The organism is Enterobacter sp. HK-058-C-ECC (assembly GCF_047531125.1).
In the GTDB taxonomy this organism is placed as follows: Bacteria; Pseudomonadota; Gammaproteobacteria; order Enterobacterales; family Enterobacteriaceae; genus Enterobacter; species Enterobacter quasiroggenkampii.
This window is the reverse complement of sequence record NZ_JBLKCH010000004.1, coordinates 258416-277585: the sequence shown is the minus strand read 5'-3', so window position 1 is coordinate 277585 and position 19170 is coordinate 258416. Positions and strand designations below refer to the sequence as shown.

Sequence of the window (19170 nt, the reverse complement as noted above, 5' to 3'; positions counted from 1 at the left end):
TAGTGCAGTAACAATCCTGTTTGAGGCTTAACGCCCCTCTTTTCTCACCCGCTCGATATGAATGGCGAGGAACATGATTTCTTCGGTTGTCAGCTCACGCTGATAGCTTTTGTTCAGGTGCTGTGCGATTTTCTCGGCGCATTTCCACGCCTTCGCGTAGTTGTCTTTGACTGCCGTATGCAGCGAGACATCGTCATCTTCCACCACGGTGCGGGTGAGCATCCGCTGGGCAAAAAACTTCAGGTGGGTGACAAAACGCTGATAGCTGAGCGACTCTTCGTCATACTCAAGCTGCAGCTGATACTTCACCAGTTGCAGGATCTCCTGCATCACCCGCGTCACGTGCATCACCTCCGGCATTTCGCTGTTCAGCTGCGCGGTGACCAGATGCAGGGCGATAAAACCGGCCTCATCCTCCTCCAGTTCGACGTTCAGGCGTCTGGCGATAATGGCCCGCGCCTCCTGCCCTAACTCGAACTCCTTCGGATACAGTCGTTTAATATCCCACAGCAGCACGTTTTTGATGGCCAACCCGTTCTTCTGCCGCTCAATCGCAAAGTAGCAGTGATCGGTGAGGGTGATATACAAGCTCTCCTGCAGCTTGCCCAGCCGCTGCGCCGCCAGCCCGATGATGCGGTCGCAGGTGGTCATCACCTCCAGCGGAATTTGACTCAGCAGCTCTCCGAGCCGACGCACCAGTTCATCGCTTTGTAACGCAAACACCTTTTCAACCAACGCGGTATCCAGCGCTTCACCGACGCGCTTCTGAAAGGCCAGCCCACGGCCCATCACCACCTGTTCGCGCCCGCGCTCATCCTGAACAACCACCACGTTATTATTGAGTATCTTGGCGATTTTCATCTGAACCCCAGAAACAAAAAAACCTGACCTCCGGCAGATGCCAGAAAATCAGGTTTTGCCTGCCTAAGCAGTAACAATCCAGTTCTGGCACTCTATCAGTTTCATTCGTAGCCTCAATGCGTCACGCGTCAGAAACGTGACGCGGATCGAACTTGCTACGGTGATATCAGAAGGTCACCACCGTTTTCAGCTCGGTGACCCAGGCATCCTGAGTGCGACTGACCCCGCCGGGATGGTGCCAGTACTGAATGCCCGGCTGCAGTTCAAGCCATGACACCGGACGAAAACGGTAGTAAAACTCGCCGTTCAGGGAATGGCCCGGCACCGGGTGATACGCCGGATTGTCATAATCGCTTACGCCGCTCAGGCTGTTCAGGTAACGCTGGTTGCGGGCGTACTGGCTGCTCATATCAATCCAGGTTAAGCCAAAGCCAATCCAGTCTTCCGGTCGCGCATCAAACAGGCCGCGGTAGCGCAGCGAGGCGGCGTATACCTGGTGCATGTAGTTAGTACTCTGATCCGCAAGGCTCATGCTGAACGAGGTACTCAACCCGCGATTCGGATCATCCTGATGCTGCGTTAGCTGCTGGTTCAGTCCGGCGTACATAAACCAGGTCCGGCTGTGCGTATCGAATCCGTCCGGGTCCGTCGCCCCCGCCCCACCCGATTTGCCGCGATAGAGATCGGTTTGCGGCGCGTTGGTAAACACCACGCCCAGGTTGTACGCGCCCGGCAGGCCGTTAATCAGCGGACGCGCTTCGATTTCAACCGGCAGTAAGATCCCTTTGCTGCCCTTCGTCGACCAACTCCAGGCATGGCTGCGGCTGGCGGCCTGCGGATTCTGCTCCATCACGCCGCCCTTCAGGGTTAGCGTCGGCGTGAGTTTATACGCAAGCGTGGTGCCCCAGGTGTGCACGTTCCAGTTGTTCCAGGTCAGCGAGTTGGCTGACTTTCCGCCGCACTGGGACAGCAGCTGGAAATCACAGGGGATAATTTGATCGAAGGTTTGTACCTTGTTCATCATCCCGATGCGCCAGGTCAGACGCCGGTCGTCAAAGCTGCGGGCAAAGGTCAGCCAGCCCAGACGGGTAATCGACTGCCCGCCCCAGCTCTCCTGGGTCAGATCGTTGAAGTTGACACGCGGGTCCTGCACGCGTTTGGTGGTGAGGTCATCATTGTGGTTACGGTTGACGATGTTCCCCTCGATACGCGCGTCCGGAATACCGGTCCAGCGCTCCAGATCCTGGTTGAAGGTCAGCGCGAACTGGTCAATATAGGCCACGTGTGAATCGTGGTTATAGCCACCACCGCCGTTCCAGCCAATTTCATTCAGGTATCCGAGGTTGTAGGTAAAACCGTTATCGTTAAGGATTTTACGTATGCCGAGCATTTCGCCGAGAACAGGCTCCGGCGGAGCTTCAAACCCTAATACCGTACCGTTCCAGTCTTGCGCCATCGACAGCGGGGATATCGCCAATAAGGCGAGCGCATAGAGTTTATTTTTATATGCCATAATAACAACCTGTGATTGAGTATTGAGTGCGTAACCGGCCGCAGGAAATTTTTCTATTTCCTGTCGAGAATTCATTTTTTAAAATCATTAAAAAGCGCTAAGCCAAATGTCTCTCCTGCGTAAACGACAGGCAAAAAAAAACCTAAGCGCTCCACAGCGAAAATGCTGTGAAACGCTTAGGTTTTGCCTGTTAACCAGTAACAATCCTGCGTTGAAAACAGTGGCACCTTAACACCGTCGCGCCACGTTGAAAACCGGAACTGTTTTCTGTTTTAAAAAAGTGTGAGCAATTTAACGCTTATTATTTGGACTGAATCACCCGCGCAATATCAGCCGACGTCTGTAAAGTACGAATCTCCTGAAATAACCCCAGCGCTTCATCGTACTCTTTGCGTAAATAACTCAGCCACTGCTTAATTCGCGCGACGTGATACAAACCGGTGTCGCCCTGCTTTTCCAGACGGCTGTATTTTTGCAGCAGCGTGACGACGTCTGCCCACGGCATCCGCGGTTCGTTATATTTCACCACCCGGCTGAGGTTAGGCACGTTCAGCGCGCCGCGGCCGATCATTACCGCATCGCAGCCGGTGGCGTTCAGACAGGCCTGCGCGCTCTCGTAGTCCCAGATTTCGCCGTTGGCGATCACCGGAATGGTGAGGCGTTTGCGGATCTCACCGATCGCCTGCCAGTTAATGCGATCGGCTTTGTAGCCATCTTCTTTGGTACGGCCATGCACCACCAGCTCGGTGGCGCCGGCCTGCTGCACCGCATCGGCGATTTCAAACTGCCGCGCATCGCTGTCCCATCCCAGGCGAACCTTAACCGTCACCGGCAAATGCGCGGGTACCGCCTCGCGCATGGCTTTCGCGCCGCGGTAAATCAGTTCAGGATCTTTCAGCAACGTCGCTCCGCCGCCGCTGCCGTTCACCAGCTTAGATGGACAGCCGCAGTTGAGATCTACCCCGTAAGAGCCCAGCTCAACCGCGCGGGCGGCGTTTTCCGCCAGCCATTCCGGATACTGGCCGAGGAGCTGAATACGCACCAGCGTGCCGGAAGAGGTCCGGCTCTGGTTGTGCAGCTCGGGGCAAAGCCGGAAGAAGGATTTTACCGGCAACAGCATATCGACCACGCGCAGGAACTCCGTCACGCAGAGATCGTAGTCGTTCACCTCGGTCAGAAGCTCGCGCACGAGGGAGTCGAGCACGCCTTCCATTGGGGCCAGTAAAACACGCATAGCAGTACCTGTGAAAAAAGACGCGCTATAGTAGCCGCTCTCTATATCGCTGGGAAGCGCTTCTGTTCAGGCAGAAAGTCACCCGGCGTTGCCCCAACAATGGCGCGAAACGCCGCCGCAAATGCCGCCGGGCCGGAAAAGCCCAGCATCCAGGCCACCTGCTTAACCGGGTATCCGTTGGCGAGGAGATCCAGCGAGGCACAAATCCTGGCACGCTGTCGCCAGGCCCGGAAGCTAAAGCCGGTATCGTTGATAAACGCGCGTGAAAACGTGCGTTCAGACATCGCGGCCCGTTCCGCCAGCCTTTCCAGAGAAAGATCCCAGAGATTGTTGGCAATGATGTCACAGGCAATGCGATGTAAGCGCTCATCCACGGGCATCGGTAATTCGGCCGAGATTTGCTGAGCTTCACTGAGGATATCGAGCAGCAAAACGGCCATGCTGCGCTGACTGGCTGGCCGGTATTCCGCGCTGAACAGTCCGGCAATCAGCTCTTTGAACAACGCTGTTGCCATAATCACGTGAACCTCGTTTTTCCGCTTAAAAGGCTCGCATTGCGCTATCAGCGCCGGGCTAAACCAGACTGCGCGCAGCTCCGTTGTGGATAACACGCTGTAGGTATGCTCCTGAAAGGGAGGGATCCACAGCGCACGCTGTGGCGGTATGACCCAGCGTTTGCTGCCGGTTTCGACCAGCATAACCCCTTTGATGGCAAACAAAAGTTGTCCCTGCGAATGCTGGTGAGGCGGATCGACTTCGCCGCGCGTATAGCGAATTGCCCCTCTTGACCATCCGATAGCATCGTCGTGAATTGGCGTTTTATCGATAACGGTTGGCATTTCACATTCCCTCCTTCCTCTTATGATGCTGCTTGTACACGTAACCAGAGAGAGACGCAATGCACATCCATTTTATTATTCATGAACATTTCGAGGCACCTGGCGCCTATGAAATCTGGGGGAAAAGTCGCGGCTGCAGTCTGAGCTACACCAGAGTTTATCAGGGCGATTCGTTACCTGAGGAACTGGAGAACATAGACCTGCTTATCATCATGGGAGGCCCGCAGTCCCCCGCCACCACGCGTGAGGAATGCCCCTGGTTTGATGCGCAGGCGGAAAAGGCACTCATCAGCCGCGCGATAGAGGCAGGTAAAATGGCGATAGGCGTTTGTCTGGGCTCGCAGCTTATCGGTGAAGCGCTGGGCGCAGCGTTTTGTCACAGCCCGGAAAAAGAGATCGGCAAATTTCCCGTCAGGCTCACAGATGCAGGTAAGGCGAACCCGCTGTTTGAGGACTTTGGCAGCGTGCTGAACGTCGGTCACTGGCATAACGATATGCCTGGGTTGACGCCGCAGGCTAAAGTTCTGGCTTACAGCGAGGGCTGTCCCCGCCAGATCGTGCAATACAGCGAACGGGTTTACGGTTTCCAGTGCCATATGGAGCTGACGCCGGAGGTGGTAGAGTTGCTGATTGAGCATTCGCAGAGTGACCTCCGCCGCGCGGGTGAATTCCGTTTTGTCGAAACGGCGGAAAAACTCCGCTCGCATGATTATCGCGAAATGAACCAGGTGCTGTTTTCTTTTCTCGATAAACTGACCGCCTGTCGCTGATACCTTCTCTGGCACGCCGTTTCGCCAGCGCAATCCCTTTCCTCTAAACTGTAGCCTGCACCGGTAAAGTGATACCAGACGTTCCATTCCGGAATGTCTGGTATGCTCAAAATTCATGATGTGATCCATGGCACATTTTTAGGTTTAATTGTATGATGAATGCGTTTCAGCAAGGACTATCACCATGAGCAAATCATTGAACATTATCTGGCAATATCTGCGCGCATTCACCCTGATTTACGCCTGCCTGTATGCCGGGATTTTCATCGCGTCGCTGCTGCCCATCACCATCCCCGGCAGCATTATCGGCATGCTGATCCTCTTCGTTTTGCTGGCGCTGCAAATCCTGCCCGCAAAGTGGGTCAACCCCGGCTGCTTCGTCCTCATTCGCTATATGGCGCTGCTTTTCGTGCCTATCGGCGTGGGCGTCATGCAGTATTTTGATTTGCTCAAAGCCCAGTTCGGCCCGATTGTGGTCTCCTGCGCGGTCAGTACGCTGGTGGTTTTCCTGGTGGTGAGCTGGAGTTCACATCTGGTGCATGGCGAACGTAACGTGATTGGGGAGAAAACAAAAAAATGATGGACAATATCTGGTGGTCTCTGCCGCTCACCCTGGCAGTGTTCTTCGCCGCACGTAAGCTTGCCGCGCGTTTCAAAATGCCCTTGCTGAACCCCCTGCTGGTGGCGATGGTGGTGATTATTCCGTTCCTGCTGCTCACCGGCATTCCTTACGAACGCTACTTTGCCGGCAGCAAAATCTTAAACGACCTGCTGCAACCCGCCGTTGTGGCGCTAGCGTTTCCTTTATACGAGCAGTTGCACCAGATCCGCGCCCGCTGGAAATCCATCATTACCATCTGCTTTGTGGGTAGCCTGGTGGCGATGATCACCGGTACGTCGGTGGCGCTGTTGATGGGAGCCTCGCCGCAAATTGCCGCCTCTATTCTGCCTAAATCGGTGACCACGCCTATCGCGATGGCGGTTGGGGGCAGCCTCGGCGGTATTCCGGCCATCAGCGCGATGTGCGTCATTTTCGTCGGTATTCTCGGCGCGGTGTTTGGCCACACCCTTCTGAACGCGATGCGTATTCATACTAAGGCTGCTCGGGGGCTGTCGATGGGCACCGCCTCGCACGCGCTGGGCACCGCCCGCTGCGCGGAGCTGGATTATCAGGAAGGGGCGTTTAGCTCCCTGGCGCTGGTGATCTGCGGGATTATCACCTCCCTGCTGGCCCCGTTCATTTTCCCGCTTATTCTGGCGGTGATGGGCTAAAATTTGCGATGCGTCGCGCAAATTTCATTTTGATTTCATAAGTTGCATACATAATGAGAAGTGGATCACATATAAAGCCCTGACGGCTCCGTAAACTACCGATCCATTAACCTTTATGAGGCAAACGCCATGCACCCACGTTTTCAAGCTGCTTTCGCCCAGCTTGCAGAGAATTTGCAGTCAGCCCTTGCTCCCGTTCTGGCAGATGCGCACTTCCCCGCCCTGCTGACCGCGGAGCAGGTCACGATGCTGAAACAGGCAACGGGACTGGACGAAGACGCGCTGGCTTTCGCACTGCTTCCTCTGGCTGCCGCCTGCGCGCGGGCCGATCTCTCCCACTTCAACGTCGGGGCCATTGCGCGCGGCGTCAGCGGCACCTGGTACTTCGGCGGCAACATGGAGTTCCTGGGCGCAACCATGCAGCAAACCGTGCACGCCGAGCAGAGCGCCATCAGTCACGCCTGGCTGCGCGGTGAAAAAGCGCTGAGCGCCATTACCGTTAACTACACTCCGTGCGGTCACTGCCGTCAGTTTATGAACGAGCTGAACAGCGGGCTGCAGCTGCGCATCAATCTGCCAGGCCGCGCGCCGCACACGCTGGCGGATTACCTGCCTGACGCGTTTGGCCCGAAAGATCTGGAGATCAAAACCCTGCTGATGGACGAGCAGAACCACGGTTTCGCCCTGTCCGGCGATGACCTGAGCCAGGCGGCGATTGCCGCCGCCAACAAGAGCCACACGCCGTACAGCAAGTCCCCGAGCGGCGTGGCGCTGCAGTGCCGCGATGGCCGAATCTTCACCGGCAGCTATGCGGAAAACGCCGCGTTTAACCCAACGCTGCCGCCGCTGCAGGGCGCACTCAACCTGCTGAGCCTGAACGGCTATGATTATCCTGACATTCAGCGCGCCATTCTGGCTGAAATTGCCGATGCGCCGCTGATTCAGTGGGATGCCACTGCCGCAACGCTTAAAGCGCTGGGCTGTACGACGATTGACCGCGTACTGCTGGCGTAATCCTTCCGGCGGGCAGAAATGCCCGCCAGTTTGCTGAAAAACCCCTCAGTTGAGTCGCTGTTTCTTGCGCTAACCAGGCGGGTAAAGTAGCCTGAGTTAAATTTCACCTTCGGTACGAGCCATCTGCATGTTAAAGCGCGTTTTTTACAGCCTGTCTGTCCTGGTCGGCATACTGCTGTTGATCGTGCTCGGTCTCGACCGCTGGATGAGCTGGAAAACCGCCCCCTACATCTTTGATGACCTGCAGGACCTGCCCTATCGTCAGGTTGGCGTGGTGCTCGGCACCGCCAAGTATTACCGCACCGGCGTCATCAACCAGTATTACCGTTACCGCATCCAGGGCGCGCTGAACGCCTACAACAGCGGCAAGGTGAACTATCTGCTGCTGAGCGGCGATAACGCGCTGCAAAGCTACAATGAACCGGTGACGATGCGTAAGGACCTGATTGCCGCGGGTGTGGATCCTGCCGATATCGTCCTCGACTACGCCGGGTTCCGCACCCTGGACTCCATCGTCCGCACGCGCAAAGTCTTCGACACCAACGACTTCATCATCATCACCCAGCGCTTCCACTGCGAGCGTGCGCTGTTTATTGCCCTGCATATGGGTATTCAGGCGCAGTGTTACGCGGTGCCGTCGCCAAAAGATATGCTGAGCGTGCGCGTGCGCGAGTTCGGCGCCCGCTTTGGTGCCCTGGCCGATCTGTATATCTTTAAGCGCGAACCGCGCTTTTTAGGCCCGCTGGTGCCGATTCCGGCGATGCACGAAGTGCCGGAAGACGCGCAGGGTTACCCGGCCGTCACGCCTGAGCAGCTGCTCGATATGCAGAAAAAAGAGAAATAGCGGAACCGCCTTTATACTTTCTTTACGCCGGGCCTGACGCTTTTTATCTCCCCTTTACGTCGGCTCTTTTAAGCTGAGTTCATTGCCGCTACGGCTTCATTGAAGAATGACTATGAACTCGATAATGAATGCGTTTTTCCTCAAAAGTCTCCGTCCGTACTTTAACTTTCCCGGCTTATCACTCCCTGGCGCACTCCATTCTGGTCTCTGGCTGGATGAAAAAATTGACGCCCTGCAGCACAACGTTGCCGTGGAAGTGGCCGATTATCTGGAACGTTACCCGCAAACGAAACATGTTGACGTTTACCTGAACGATATCAACGGCACGATGCGCGGCAAGCGCCTCTCGGTGGAGAGCATGCTGAATCTGGAAAAAGGCTGTTATTTTCCACTTTCCGTCTACTCAATGGATCAGAAGGGAAACATCGCCGCCCCGCTTTATGATGAACCCGATCGGCTGTGCGTCCCGGTCGCCGGCTCTTTGCGTCCCTTTCCGCAGGATCCGGAGCACACCGCGCAGATCCTGCTGACGATGAAAGACAGCGACGGTAACCCCTGCCCGCTTGAGCCGCGCGCGATACTGCAGAACGTCGTGGCCCGCTTCCATCAGCACGGCCTTTTCCCGGTCATTGCCCCGGAAATTGAGTTTTACCTGACGGGACAGGGCGAACGCGATCCGCAAAATCAGGGCTGTTTTCATATGGATACCTCGTCGGCGCATGCGGCGCTGTTTGACGAGCTGGAACAGCTGGCGCACCTGCAGCGCATCCCGCTGTCAGGGGTCGTAGCGGAAGCCGAGTCCGGACAGTACGAATTAAACCTGAAGCACAGCCAGCGCGTCGTTGAGGTCTGTGATAACGTGCTGGCCCTGCGCCGCCTGACCCGCTATGTCGCTGAAAAGCACGGTCTTCAGGCCAACTTTATGGCTAAACCTTTCAGCCAGCTGTCCGGCAGCGGTTTGCACATCCATTTCAGTCTGAACAACAGCCGTGGCGAAAACGTTTTTGCCTCGCCGGTGAACGCGCTGAGCAGCATGATGCGTTTGTGCATCGCGGGCCAGCTGGCGCTAATGCCCGCCTCCGTCGCCATTCTTGCGCCGGGGGTCAACGCGTTTCGTCGCCTGCGTAAAAACCTGACGGAACCCGTCTTTAACTCCTGGGGCTATAACACCCGCTCCGCCGCCTTGCGTATTCCCTGCTCGGATGACGGCAATCGTCGCATTGAGTACCGGCTGGCCGGGGCCGATGCGAATCCGTATCTGGTGGCGGCCACTATCCTGACAGGCATGCTTTACGGGCTGGAACATATCGACGAGGGGGATCTCCCTGAGCCGCAGCACGACCAACCTGAACTGCCGCTGTTCCAGCAGGAGGCGATTGAGGCCTTTGCCCGCTGTCAGTATCTCACCGACAGCCTGGGCGACGCCTTTTCCGAACAGTGGGTCGCCTGCAAGCTTTCTGAACTCGACTGGTTTGAGCGCATTGTGACGCAGGAGGAGTCCCATCTGGCATAGGGCATAAAAAAAGCCCGCTCGGTGAGCGGGCCGGGTATGGCGAGTGACGATTACTTCTTACGGGCGTACTTCAGTGAATCCAGCGCAACCGCGAAGATAATGATGGCGCCCTTGATGATGTACTGCCAGTACGGGTTCACGCCGATGTAGGTCAACCCGTAGTTGATGACGGTGAAGATGATCACACCGGTCACCACGCCGAGCACCGTCCCCACGCCGCCGCTGAAGGAGACGCCGCCCACCACGCAGGCTGCAATCGCATCCAGTTCGTACATGAAGCCAAGGTTGTTCGTTGCAGAGCCGATACGGCCCGCTTCCAGCATCCCGCCGAAGGCGTAGAACACGCCGGACAGGGCATAGATGATGAGCAGGTTCAGGGCAACGTTTACGCCGGAGACTTTCGCCGCTTCCGGGTTACCGCCGATAGCGAAGATGTTTTTGCCAAAGCGCGTTTTGTTCCACAGGATCCAGACGAAGGCGACCGCAATCAGCGCATAGAAGGTGATATACGACAGGCGGAAGCTGCCCAGCGCGATAAACCCTTGCGTAAAGGTCGAGAAGCCGCTGTCAAAGCCCGAGATGGGCGAAGCACCGACGAAGTCGTAGTACAGGGAGTTGATACCGTAAACGATGATCATCGTACCCAGGGTGGTGATGAATGGCGTCACGTTCAGGTAGGCGATGATAATACCGTTGATCAGACCAATCACCGCACCGATGGCGCAGACAATCAGGATCACCACGAAAATCGGCATGGTGGCCATTTCCGGGAAGACCTTGTTGGCGTTTTCCATCGACTGCAGCAGGGTTGCCGCGATAACCGCCGCCAGACCTACCTGACGCCCCGCGGAGAGGTCCGTCCCCTGGGTCACGATCAGGCCCGCCACGCCCAGCGCAATGATAATACGCACGGAGGACTGGGTCAGAATGTTACTCAGGTTCAGCAGGCTTAAGAACGTAGGGTCCTGGAAAATGATGATTGCCAGCAAGACTAAAAGAACAACGTAAATACCGCCTTCTTTCAGGTAAGTGAGAAAACTTTTTTTATTTAACGCACTCATGAGGAGCCCCTGATCTTAAAGGTGCAAAGACGCAAGACGCAAAATTTCATTTTGCGTTGTCGTTTTGGTGTCAACAATACCGGCAACGAGACCATTGCTCATAACCAGAATACGGTCTGTGATCCCTAACAATTCCGGCATTTCGGAAGAAATAATAATGATCCCTTTATTCTTTTTCGCCAACTCGGCAATCAGCTGATAAATTTCAAACTTCGCACCGACGTCAATACCGCGGGTCGGCTCATCCAGCATCAGAATTTCTGGCTGGGTTAATAACCAGCGGCCGATAATGACTTTCTGCTGGTTACCGCCTGACAGCGAACCAATCTGGGTGCGGTGGCCTGGCGTTTTCACGCGCATGGAGTCAATTACCCATTGGGTATCGCTCTTCATGCGGGAGTTATCCAGCAGCCCGACTTTGTTTTTGTAATTGCGAATGTTAGAAATTAACGAGTTAAAGTTAATATCCAGATAAGCATAAATACCGGTCGAACGACGCTCTTCCGTCACCAGCGCAAAACCATTATTAATGGCTTCGTTGGCGTTGTGGTTATTGATTTTCTTACCGTGCAGCGTAATGGTGCCTTCGGCTTTCTCACGAATGCCAAACAGGGTTTCCACGATATCGGTACGCTTTGCCCCCACCAGCCCGGCAATCCCCAGGATTTCACCCTTGTGCAGGTCGAAGGAGACATCGCGGATAGACGGCTGACGCAATGAGGTCAGATTGCGCACTTCCAGAATCACTTCACCCGGCTTGTTTTCTTTGTCCGGGAAGCGCTGGTTCAGGGAACGGCCGACCATCATGGCGATGATCTTGTCCATGTCCAGCCCTTCCAGCGGCTGTGTGGCAATCCACTGGCCGTCGCGCAGGATGGTGATTTCATCGCACAGCTGGAAGATCTCTTCCATTTTGTGGGAGATGTACACAATGCCGCAGCCGCGATCTTTCAGCTTACGAATAATGGTAAAAAGGTGGTTAACCTCTTTTTCCGTTAATGACGATGTCGGTTCGTCCATGATGACGATTTTCGCATCATAGGAGAACGCTTTGGCAATTTCGATCATCTGCATCTGGGAGACGGATAATGTTCCCACGCGGGCGCGCGGATCGATATCAATATCCAGCTCGTCGAAAATCGCCTTGGTGTCGCGATACATTTTATCCTGATCGACAAAGACACCTTTGGTGGGATAACGCCCCAACCACATGTTATCCATGACTGAACGCTGCAGCACCAGGTTTAATTCCTGGTGAACCATCGAGATACCGTTTTCCAGTGCTTCTTTCGCTGAATGGAAATCGATCTCTTTCCCCTGAAAAAGAATGCTGCCAGAATCTTTTTGATAGATCCCAAAAAGACATTTTAATAATGTTGATTTACCCGCACCGTTCTCCCCCATTAAGGCATGAATAGAGTGAGGACGCACTTTTAAATTAACATTATCGAGTGCCTTAACGCCGGGAAATGACTTGTTGATACCGCTCATTTCCAACAGGTATTCACCGGATGACTGAGTTGTTGTGCTGACCATAATTATACCTTGTTGGCCTCGCATATCGCGTTATAAAAGGGCGCAACGAATTGCGCCCAGTGGAGACAGTACCGCTTACTTATTTACCGATAAACTCAGCCAGGTTGGACTGGTCTACGCCCACGTAAGGTACGCGAACGATTTTGTTGTCAATTTTCCAGTTGGTGCCGTCTGCCGCACCTTTGCCATCGGCCAGGTTTTTCGCCAGGTCGAAGGTGGCTTTCGCCTGGTTGTTGGCATCGTTCAGCACGGTACCGGCCATCGCACCGGATTTAACCAGCGCCAGCGCTTCTGGCAGCGCATCCACACCGAATACCGGGATAGAGGATTTGTTGTGTGCTTTCAGCGCTTCTACCGCACCCATTGCCATCGCATCGTTGTTGGCGATAACCACTTCGATTTTGTTGGCGTTAGGGCCGGACAGCCACGCGTCCATCTTATCTTTCGCCTGAGCGGTATCCCACATCGCGGTATCTAACGCCAGCTGCTGGGTTTTCAGGCCCTTGTCGTTCAGCTCTTTGATAACGTAGTTGGTACGCGCTTCAGCATCCGGGTGGCCAGGTTCGCCTTTCAGCAACACGAACTGAATCTGACCGTCTTTGTTCAGGTCCCAGTTCGGGTTCGCCGCCCAGTGTTTCGCGATCAGATCGCCCTGAATAATACCGGACTCTTTGGAGTCGGTGCCGACGTAATACGCTTTATCATAGCTATCCAGCGCCTTACGGGAAGGTTCTTTGTTGAAGAAGACGATCGGCACGTTCTGGCCGCGCGCTTTTTCAATAACCGTGCCTGCTGCAGCCGGGTCAACCAGGTTGATGGCCAGGGCTTTCACGCCTTTCGCCAGCAGAACGTCGATCTGGTCGTTCTGTTTGGACTGGTCATTCTGGGAGTCGTTCATCAGCAGCTGAACGTCTGGCGCTGCTTTCGCATCTTTCTCAATCGCTTTACGCACAACAGACATGAAGTTGTCGTCGTATTTATAGATGGTCACACCAATACGGGTATCCGCAGCGTGCGCTGCTGCACCAAAAAGCATGCTTGCCATTACAGCAGACAGGGTCAACACCTTCTTATTCATGGTATCTCCGGTTTTTTTTATGCAGGGTAGTTCTTGTGAATAACGAGCGGCGGGCAGATGTTAATAAAACGTTACTGACAGCCGAGGTTCACTTATAAAATTTCTCTCTTCCGTGTTCGGTAACGCTCCAGAAATGCGTTTTATTCGTTGTTTGCGGCACATTGGCTATAGTGAAAGTGAATAATCACTGTTACATAGCGTTTCAGCCCCTAAGACGCTGACATCATAGTCAGCGCCTTGTTAAGATACTGTGAATTTACTCACAGATTGAAAACGGTTACATCACCACATGTAATCAGTTAGTGATCGGAACCACAGTTTGCCGGGCCGCGACGGAGTGACGACGCACTAAAGTCGGCATGAAACAGTGTGTTGCCCCCGGATCCAGCACGCCAGCAGCCCCCTGTAACGCCAGCTCAGTCGCCAGTTTTGCCATAGAGGCAATGGGGTAACGCACGGTTGTCAGCTGCGGGTCGGTGTAACGGGCAATCGGGATATCATCAAAACCAATGAGTGATAAATGCTGTGGCACCGCAATGCCGTTATCCTTCAGCGCCGTCAGGGCGCCTGCCGCCATGCTGTCGTTATAGGCAAACACCGCAGACAGCTGCAGATTGCGGCCCAGCAGCTCTACCATCGCCGCTTCACCGCCCTGCATGTCCGGCGTGCCGGTCCCCACCCAGCTTTCGGATGGCGTAATGCCGTGCTCTTTCAGGGCGTTTTGCCACCCTTCGCGCCGCAGTTCGTCATCTTCAATCTGATGGCTGGAGGCCAGATAACCGATCCGCTGATGCCCGTTGTTGATGAGCATTTTCGTGGCCATCATGGCGCCGCTGACGTTATCCAGCCCGACGCAGCGGTGGGCATAGCCGGGGACGATGCGGTTGATCAGCACCATGCCCGGGATCTGCTCCATCAATCCGGTTAGCTCTTCATCGCTCAGGGCTTTTGAATGGACAATCAAGGCGTTACAGCGCTGGCGGATCAGCACTTCAATGGCATGGCGTTCTTTTTCCGCCTCATGATAGCTATTGCCGATCAGGACATATTTCTGATGCTGCTGGGCGACCATATCGACCGCTTTTACCAGTGCGCCAAAAAAGGCATCTGAGACATCCATTACCACCACGCCGATGGTGTCGCTGACCTGCGTCGCAAGCGCCTGGGCATTGGCATTTGGCCGGTACCCGAGCTGGGTCACGGCCTTCATTACGGTTTCACGGGTTTCAGGGCTGACCAGCGCGCTATTGTTGAGCACGCGTGAGACGGTAGCCACAGAAACGCCCGCCTGACGGGCGACGTCACGAATGGTGATCATATTCACCATCCTTCAAAGGATTGCAGCAACTCACAGACACCCCCTGTGTTTAGCAAGGTGGCTATTTTGGCAGCGAGAGAAAGGGGACTACGTGAAGAAGCTCACAGTCATGAAAACGCTTACATCCGTTTTGTTAATGATTGTGATCCAGATCGTTATCTGGATGTATTTTTCAATGATATCCCTGAAGCACGTGCGGTTAACTGACGCCATACCCACTCCAGCGGTCCCTGGCGGAAATAGCGTAGCCAGAGCACAGAAAACGCCAGGTTTACTGCCCAGACCGGAATAACAAACGTCAGCAGCGTAAGGCGGTCGAATTTCATAAACAGGCCAAAGCGATAGAAAAGCGTGGTGCAGATCAGCGTTTGCAGGAGGTAATTGCTTAACGCCATGCGGCCCACGCAGGCGATAGCGCTGACCATCCACAGACGAGAAAGCGAGGGCCAGAAGCCGTAGATCAGCGCCGCGTAGCCGATGGTCTGAAACGGCGCGCTCAGTTCACGCGGCACCTGGAGCAGGAACGCGCACCAGCGGTAATCCCAGTGGATATGCCACTGCACCATCACCGCCGGGAAATTAATCAGCACGCCGAGCAGCACCAGACCGGCGCCGGTACGGCGATAGTGACGCAGGCTGAATTCCCCTTTCAGCCAGCCGGTGCGCATCAGTGACGCGCCCATCAGCATCATACCCGCCAGCTGCCAGCCGTATTGCGCGCCCAGCGCGAGGAGGTTGTCCCCCAGCATATCCGCGCGGTTGCTTATCGCTTCCGTTCCGCCCTTCAGCTTCCAGAACTGCTCGTACTGCAGGTTAGCGGCATCCGGGATCCAGGCACGGTTTGTCGTCTCGCCGGAGATCATCCCCAGCAGCAACAGTACTCCAAGCCCCATGACATAGAGCATCACCCCGGTGTTGAACAGGCTTTTAACGCTGTGCGCATCGCGAATGAGGCGCCAGCAGATGAGCCCGACTAACCCATAGGCAAGAAGAATATCGCCGTCCCAGAAGAACAGGCCATGGATAAAGCCGAGGATAACCAGCAGCGTCAGGCGCGACTGGATCCAGCGCGTGCCGCGTTTGAGGAGAAGCTGCAGGCCTGCGCCAAACAGCAGGGCAAAGAGCGTGAGGAATTTGACCTGCGCAAAGAGATCGAGGATTGCCCAGGTCCAGGCATCACTGCGGGTAATGTCGCCATACCACGCGGGATTGAGATACGCCGCCTTCGGCAAACCGAAGGCGGTGATATTAAGCAGCAGGATACCGAGAATGGCGACGCCGCGAACAAAATCGAGCGTGACGTTTCGCTCCATGGTCCCTGCCCTGTAAGACTTAGTTGTGGTGACGTACGGCGCGCAGGAACTCCTGGCGGGTATTCTGGCTCGATTTAAACAGACCGCCCAGCGAGGTTGTAGTGGTCGCACTGGTGGCATCGCGCACGCCGCGCGCTTTCACGCAGTAGTGAACCGCGTCGATAGAGACGGCCACGTTATTGGTGCCCAGCAGCGTTTGCAGCGCGGTCAGGATCTGCTGGGTCAGGCGCTCCTGCACCTGCGGACGCTGAGCGAAGAACTGCACGATGCGGTTAATCTTCGACAGGCCAATCACCGTATCTTTGGGGATATACGCCACGGTCGCTTTACCGTCGATGGTCACGAAATGGTGTTCGCAGGTGCTGGTCAGCGTGATATCGCGAACCGTCACCATCTCATCCACTTTCATCTTGTTTTCAATGACGGTGATTTTCGGGAAGTTGGCGTAATCCAGGCCCGAGAAAATTTCGTCGACGTACATTTTTGCGATGCGGTGCGGCGTCTCCATCAGACTGTCGTCACTCAGATCGAGATTCAGCAGCTCCATGATGTCGGTCATATGACCGGCAATCAGACGCTTGCGGGTTTCATTGTCCAAGTCCTGTACGGGCGGACGCAGTGGCGTTTCAAGACCGCGCGCGACCAGGGCTTCGTGGACCAGGGCAGCTTCTTTACTGAGTGATGACATTTTGTTCTCCTGCAGGTGTGGCGTCTTTTGCCCTCGTTGTGGCAAAAGTATGCGTTCATTGTGCGTGAGGCGGCGCACATAATCCAGTATTCACGACGATAATTATTGCAATTGCTGTTGCCTTTCAGCGTGACGATTCCAGACCAGGGCTCCTCCAACGAACAGCGCCACGCCCGCCAGCCCCAGCGCCGGCTCCAGCCGGTGGGTAAGCCAGGTTGATAACGCCGAGGTGACCGGGCCAATTAACTGCCCTATCGCATACCCGGTGGTGAGCAGGCCCGCCATATAGCGCGTGTGGTTTGGCGCCAGTTCACGACCGTATAAAAGAGAGAGCTGCACGGCACACAAAAAGCCACCGCCCACCAGCAGCCCGCCCGTCAGCAACCCGCCAATCCCCGGCAGCAGCCAGGCCGCCAGCACGCCCGCCCCCTGTAACCACAGTACGATAGCCAGCCTGCGGTTAGCCGTTGAGGTATGGCGTAACAGAATACTGAGCGCAATCCCCACCACGGCGGCGAGACCAAAAATCGGCCAGACAAACTGGGCAAACAGGCTGCCGGGAAAACGCACGGCCGCCATTTGCGACAGGAAGGTCGCCGGAAGGATATAGCCAAACCCGGCCAGGCTGTAGCTCCAGACCAGACGCGTCAAATCCGCCGTCAGCACCAGCGGCTCTGGCGCGGTGCCGGGTCGATGGAGCTGCCCGGATCGCGGCAGGTAGCGCGCCACCAGGGCAATCAACACCAGCGCCAGCACGCCGTAGATTTGCCATGCCGCCCCGGCCGACAGGGACTTCGCCTGAATATAGACGGCGAGCAGGCCGCTCAGCGCAATGCCTGCCCCCGGCCCGGCAAATACGGCAGCGCTCAGACCCGGTTTACCGAGCTGTCCCAGCCGTTCGTTAGTCCAGGCGGCAATGAGTACCATCGACCAGCCGCTCATGCAGCCGATGACAAAACGCAGCAGGCCGTGCACGACGGCGTTCTCCGCCGCCGCGGAGAGCAGCGTCAGCGCCACCGCGCCGGTGATGCCAAGCCAGAGGCGCGTTTCAACGAAGCGGTGCGCACGCATCGCATCCCACGCGCCCACCAGATAGCCCAGATAGTTCATCGCCGCCACCAGACCCGCGCTGGTCAGCGTAAGCTGTCCGGCAGCAATCATCAGCGGCACCTGGGGCGTAAAAGCAAAGCGCCCTATCCCCATCGCCACCACCAGCACGACAAACCCACTGAGCGCAATACGCAGCGCCATGACCGCTCCAATTGTTAAAGAAAAGTAAATTTATGATGCAGCATCTCGACGTCTGGCGAAAGTGAAAGTTACTCACAGGTCAATGAAAAGGCTGTATTATGGTTTTTATGAATACGCATTCTCATTAAGGAGCCCTGCATGGAACTGCTCGAAGAGCACCGTTGTTTTGAAGGTCGACAGCAGCGCTGGCGGCACGACTCCACCACCCTGAACTGCGCAATGACGTTCAGCATTTTCCTGCCGCCGACGGAAAATCCACCGGTTCTGTTCTGGCTTTCCGGCCTGACCTGCAACGACGAAAACTTCACCACCAAAGCGGGCGCGCAGCGCATTGCCGCCGAGCTGGGCATTGCGCTGGTGATGCCAGACACCAGCCCGCGTGGCGACGATGTGGCCGACGATGCCGGATACGACCTGGGCAAAGGCGCCGGGTTTTATCTCAATGCGACCGAGCAACCCTGGGCGCGCCACTACCGCATGTATGATTACCTTCGCGATGAACTTCCTGCGCTGGTGCAGTCGCAATTTGCGGTCGGTGAGCGCTGCGCAATCAGCGGCCACTCAATGGGCGGACACGGGGCGCTCATCATGGCGCTGAAAAATCCGGGGAAATACGTCAGCGTGTCGGCATTTGCACCAATTGTGAACCCAACACAGGTGCCGTGGGGGCAGAAAGCCTTCACACACTATTTGGGTGAGGATGCGGAAAAATGGCAGGCATGGGACAGCTGCGCGCTGATGCTGGCCAGCAAAGCTGAAGAGGCCATTCCCACCCTTATCGATCAGGGTGATGCGGACCAGTTCCTCGCCGGACAGCTACAGCCTGCGGTGCTGGCAGAAGCGGCACGCCAGAAGGACTGGCCGCTGACGCTGCGCATTCAGCCGGGATACGATCACAGCTATTACTTCATTGCGTCCTTTATTGAGGATCATCTCCGCTTCCATGCGGAGCATTTGTTCGGGTAAGTGCGGCCGATTGCCGGGTGGCGGCTTTGCCTTACCCGGCCTACATTCGTGGGTTTTGTAGGCCCGGTAAGCGAAGCGCCACCGGGCATAAAGGTTACA

18 protein-coding genes are annotated in these 19170 nt (G+C 55.8%); 7 read left to right on the top strand and 11 right to left on the bottom strand.

Translation table 11 applies throughout. The features are described 5' to 3' along the window. Positions 1 to 27: 27 nt before the first annotated feature. The 4 genes from licT to ACMWJS_RS11175 form a co-directional block, all read right to left on the bottom strand. Positions 28 to 861 (bottom strand): BglG family transcription antiterminator LicT, encoded by an 834-nt coding sequence (licT, locus tag ACMWJS_RS11190; RefSeq protein WP_023616723.1) that lies wholly within the window; start codon positions 859 to 861, stop codon positions 28 to 30. 166 nt (positions 862 to 1027) lie between these two features. Further along, a complete protein-coding gene (locus ACMWJS_RS11185; protein ID WP_233100200.1) occupies positions 1028 to 2317 on the bottom strand; it encodes a carbohydrate porin in 1290 nt (429 codons plus the stop codon). Between the two features lie 358 nt (positions 2318 to 2675). Next, a complete protein-coding gene (dusC, locus tag ACMWJS_RS11180; RefSeq protein ID WP_045908673.1) occupies positions 2676 to 3608 on the bottom strand; it encodes a tRNA dihydrouridine(16) synthase DusC in 933 nt (310 codons plus the stop codon). A 41-nt stretch (positions 3609 to 3649) separates the two neighbouring features. Continuing rightward, positions 3650 to 4447, bottom strand: a complete 798-nt coding sequence (locus ACMWJS_RS11175; protein ID WP_414747066.1) for a helix-turn-helix domain-containing protein — start codon at positions 4445 to 4447, stop codon at positions 3650 to 3652. A gap of 59 nt (positions 4448 to 4506) precedes the next feature. On the opposite strand from ACMWJS_RS11175, the gene ACMWJS_RS11170 reads away from it, so the two are divergent. From ACMWJS_RS11170 to ACMWJS_RS11145, 6 genes are all read left to right on the top strand, one after another. Next, a complete protein-coding gene (locus ACMWJS_RS11170) occupies positions 4507 to 5217 on the top strand; it encodes a type 1 glutamine amidotransferase (protein ID WP_414747065.1) in 711 nt (236 codons plus the stop codon). 184 nt (positions 5218 to 5401) lie between these two features. Further along, entirely contained in the window at positions 5402 to 5797 is a 396-nt protein-coding gene (locus ACMWJS_RS11165; RefSeq protein ID WP_414747064.1) for a CidA/LrgA family protein, read from the top strand. Next, entirely contained in the window at positions 5794 to 6489 is a 696-nt protein-coding gene (locus tag ACMWJS_RS11160; RefSeq protein WP_008500916.1) for a CidB/LrgB family autolysis modulator, read from the top strand. The genes ACMWJS_RS11165 and ACMWJS_RS11160 overlap by 4 nt, the downstream gene beginning before the upstream one ends. A gap of 129 nt (positions 6490 to 6618) precedes the next feature. Then, positions 6619 to 7503, top strand: a complete 885-nt coding sequence (gene cdd, locus ACMWJS_RS11155; RefSeq protein WP_046091540.1) for a cytidine deaminase — start codon at positions 6619 to 6621, stop codon at positions 7501 to 7503. Positions 7504 to 7630: 127 nt separating this feature from the next. Then, on the top strand, positions 7631 to 8347 hold the full coding sequence (gene sanA, locus ACMWJS_RS11150) for an outer membrane permeability protein SanA (RefSeq protein ID WP_008500918.1): 717 nt from the start codon (positions 7631 to 7633) through the stop codon (positions 8345 to 8347). Positions 8348 to 8471: 124 nt separating this feature from the next. Then, positions 8472 to 9860, top strand: a complete 1389-nt coding sequence (locus ACMWJS_RS11145; protein ID WP_414747081.1) for a glutamine synthetase family protein — start codon at positions 8472 to 8474, stop codon at positions 9858 to 9860. A 50-nt stretch (positions 9861 to 9910) separates the two neighbouring features. Here ACMWJS_RS11145 and mglC read toward each other — a convergent pair whose 3' ends face one another. The 7 genes from mglC to ACMWJS_RS11110 all read right to left on the bottom strand — a co-directional run bounded on the left by mglC (position 9911) and on the right by ACMWJS_RS11110 (position 18105). Then, positions 9911 to 10921 (bottom strand): galactose/methyl galactoside ABC transporter permease MglC, encoded by a 1011-nt coding sequence (gene mglC / locus ACMWJS_RS11140; RefSeq protein ID WP_008500921.1) that lies wholly within the window; start codon positions 10919 to 10921, stop codon positions 9911 to 9913. Between the two features lie 15 nt (positions 10922 to 10936). Then, positions 10937 to 12457: a galactose/methyl galactoside ABC transporter ATP-binding protein MglA gene (gene mglA, locus ACMWJS_RS11135; protein ID WP_008500922.1), complete on the bottom strand. Its 1521-nt coding sequence runs from the start codon at positions 12455 to 12457 to the stop codon at positions 10937 to 10939. A 79-nt stretch (positions 12458 to 12536) separates the two neighbouring features. Next, positions 12537 to 13535, bottom strand: a complete 999-nt coding sequence (gene mglB, locus ACMWJS_RS11130) for a galactose/glucose ABC transporter substrate-binding protein MglB (RefSeq protein ID WP_414747063.1) — start codon at positions 13533 to 13535, stop codon at positions 12537 to 12539. 295 nt (positions 13536 to 13830) lie between these two features. Next, positions 13831 to 14853 (bottom strand): HTH-type transcriptional regulator GalS, encoded by a 1023-nt coding sequence (gene galS / locus ACMWJS_RS11125; protein ID WP_196365105.1) that lies wholly within the window; start codon positions 14851 to 14853, stop codon positions 13831 to 13833. A 155-nt stretch (positions 14854 to 15008) separates the two neighbouring features. Further along, on the bottom strand, positions 15009 to 16166 hold the full coding sequence (yeiB, locus tag ACMWJS_RS11120) for a DUF418 domain-containing protein YeiB (protein WP_414747062.1): 1158 nt from the start codon (positions 16164 to 16166) through the stop codon (positions 15009 to 15011). Positions 16167 to 16185: 19 nt separating this feature from the next. Beyond that, positions 16186 to 16854, bottom strand: a complete 669-nt coding sequence (gene folE / locus ACMWJS_RS11115) for a GTP cyclohydrolase I FolE (protein WP_008500927.1) — start codon at positions 16852 to 16854, stop codon at positions 16186 to 16188. A gap of 102 nt (positions 16855 to 16956) precedes the next feature. Next, entirely contained in the window at positions 16957 to 18105 is a 1149-nt protein-coding gene (locus ACMWJS_RS11110) for a YbfB/YjiJ family MFS transporter (RefSeq protein ID WP_045908681.1), read from the bottom strand. 138 nt (positions 18106 to 18243) lie between these two features. Between ACMWJS_RS11110 and fghA the strand changes: the two genes are divergently transcribed. After that, positions 18244 to 19071, top strand: coding sequence for an S-formylglutathione hydrolase (gene fghA, locus ACMWJS_RS11105; RefSeq protein WP_325841147.1), 828 nt, complete (start codon positions 18244 to 18246; stop codon positions 19069 to 19071). The last annotated feature ends 99 nt before the right edge of the window (positions 19072 to 19170 follow it).

Excerpts from the sequence above, each read along its gene's own strand:
- licT (WP_023616723.1), bottom strand. The coding sequence starts at position 861 with ATGAAAATCGCCAAGATACTCAATAATAACGTGGTGGTTGTTCAGGAT.
- ACMWJS_RS11185 (WP_233100200.1), bottom strand. The coding sequence starts at position 2,317 with ATGGCGCAAGACTGGAACGGTACGGTATTAGGGTTTGAAGCTCCGCCG.
- dusC (WP_045908673.1), bottom strand. The coding sequence starts at position 3,608 with ATGCGTGTTTTACTGGCCCCAATGGAAGGCGTGCTCGACTCCCTCGTG.
- ACMWJS_RS11175 (WP_414747066.1), bottom strand. The coding sequence starts at position 4,447 with ATGCCAACCGTTATCGATAAAACGCCAATTCACGACGATGCTATCGGA.
- ACMWJS_RS11170 (WP_414747065.1), top strand. The coding sequence starts at position 4,507 with ATGCACATCCATTTTATTATTCATGAACATTTCGAGGCACCTGGCGCC.
- ACMWJS_RS11165 (WP_414747064.1), top strand. The coding sequence starts at position 5,402 with ATGAGCAAATCATTGAACATTATCTGGCAATATCTGCGCGCATTCACC.
- ACMWJS_RS11160 (WP_008500916.1), top strand. The coding sequence starts at position 5,794 with ATGATGGACAATATCTGGTGGTCTCTGCCGCTCACCCTGGCAGTGTTC.
- cdd (WP_046091540.1), top strand. The coding sequence starts at position 6,619 with ATGCACCCACGTTTTCAAGCTGCTTTCGCCCAGCTTGCAGAGAATTTG.
- sanA (WP_008500918.1), top strand. The coding sequence starts at position 7,631 with ATGTTAAAGCGCGTTTTTTACAGCCTGTCTGTCCTGGTCGGCATACTG.
- ACMWJS_RS11145 (WP_414747081.1), top strand. The coding sequence starts at position 8,472 with ATGAATGCGTTTTTCCTCAAAAGTCTCCGTCCGTACTTTAACTTTCCC.
- mglC (WP_008500921.1), bottom strand. The coding sequence starts at position 10,921 with ATGAGTGCGTTAAATAAAAAAAGTTTTCTCACTTACCTGAAAGAAGGC.
- mglA (WP_008500922.1), bottom strand. The coding sequence starts at position 12,457 with ATGGTCAGCACAACAACTCAGTCATCCGGTGAATACCTGTTGGAAATG.
- mglB (WP_414747063.1), bottom strand. The coding sequence starts at position 13,535 with ATGAATAAGAAGGTGTTGACCCTGTCTGCTGTAATGGCAAGCATGCTT.
- galS (WP_196365105.1), bottom strand. The coding sequence starts at position 14,853 with ATGATCACCATTCGTGACGTCGCCCGTCAGGCGGGCGTTTCTGTGGCT.
- yeiB (WP_414747062.1), bottom strand. The coding sequence starts at position 16,166 with ATGGAGCGAAACGTCACGCTCGATTTTGTTCGCGGCGTCGCCATTCTC.
- folE (WP_008500927.1), bottom strand. The coding sequence starts at position 16,854 with ATGTCATCACTCAGTAAAGAAGCTGCCCTGGTCCACGAAGCCCTGGTC.
- ACMWJS_RS11110 (WP_045908681.1), bottom strand. The coding sequence starts at position 18,105 with ATGGCGCTGCGTATTGCGCTCAGTGGGTTTGTCGTGCTGGTGGTGGCG.
- fghA (WP_325841147.1), top strand. The coding sequence starts at position 18,244 with ATGGAACTGCTCGAAGAGCACCGTTGTTTTGAAGGTCGACAGCAGCGC.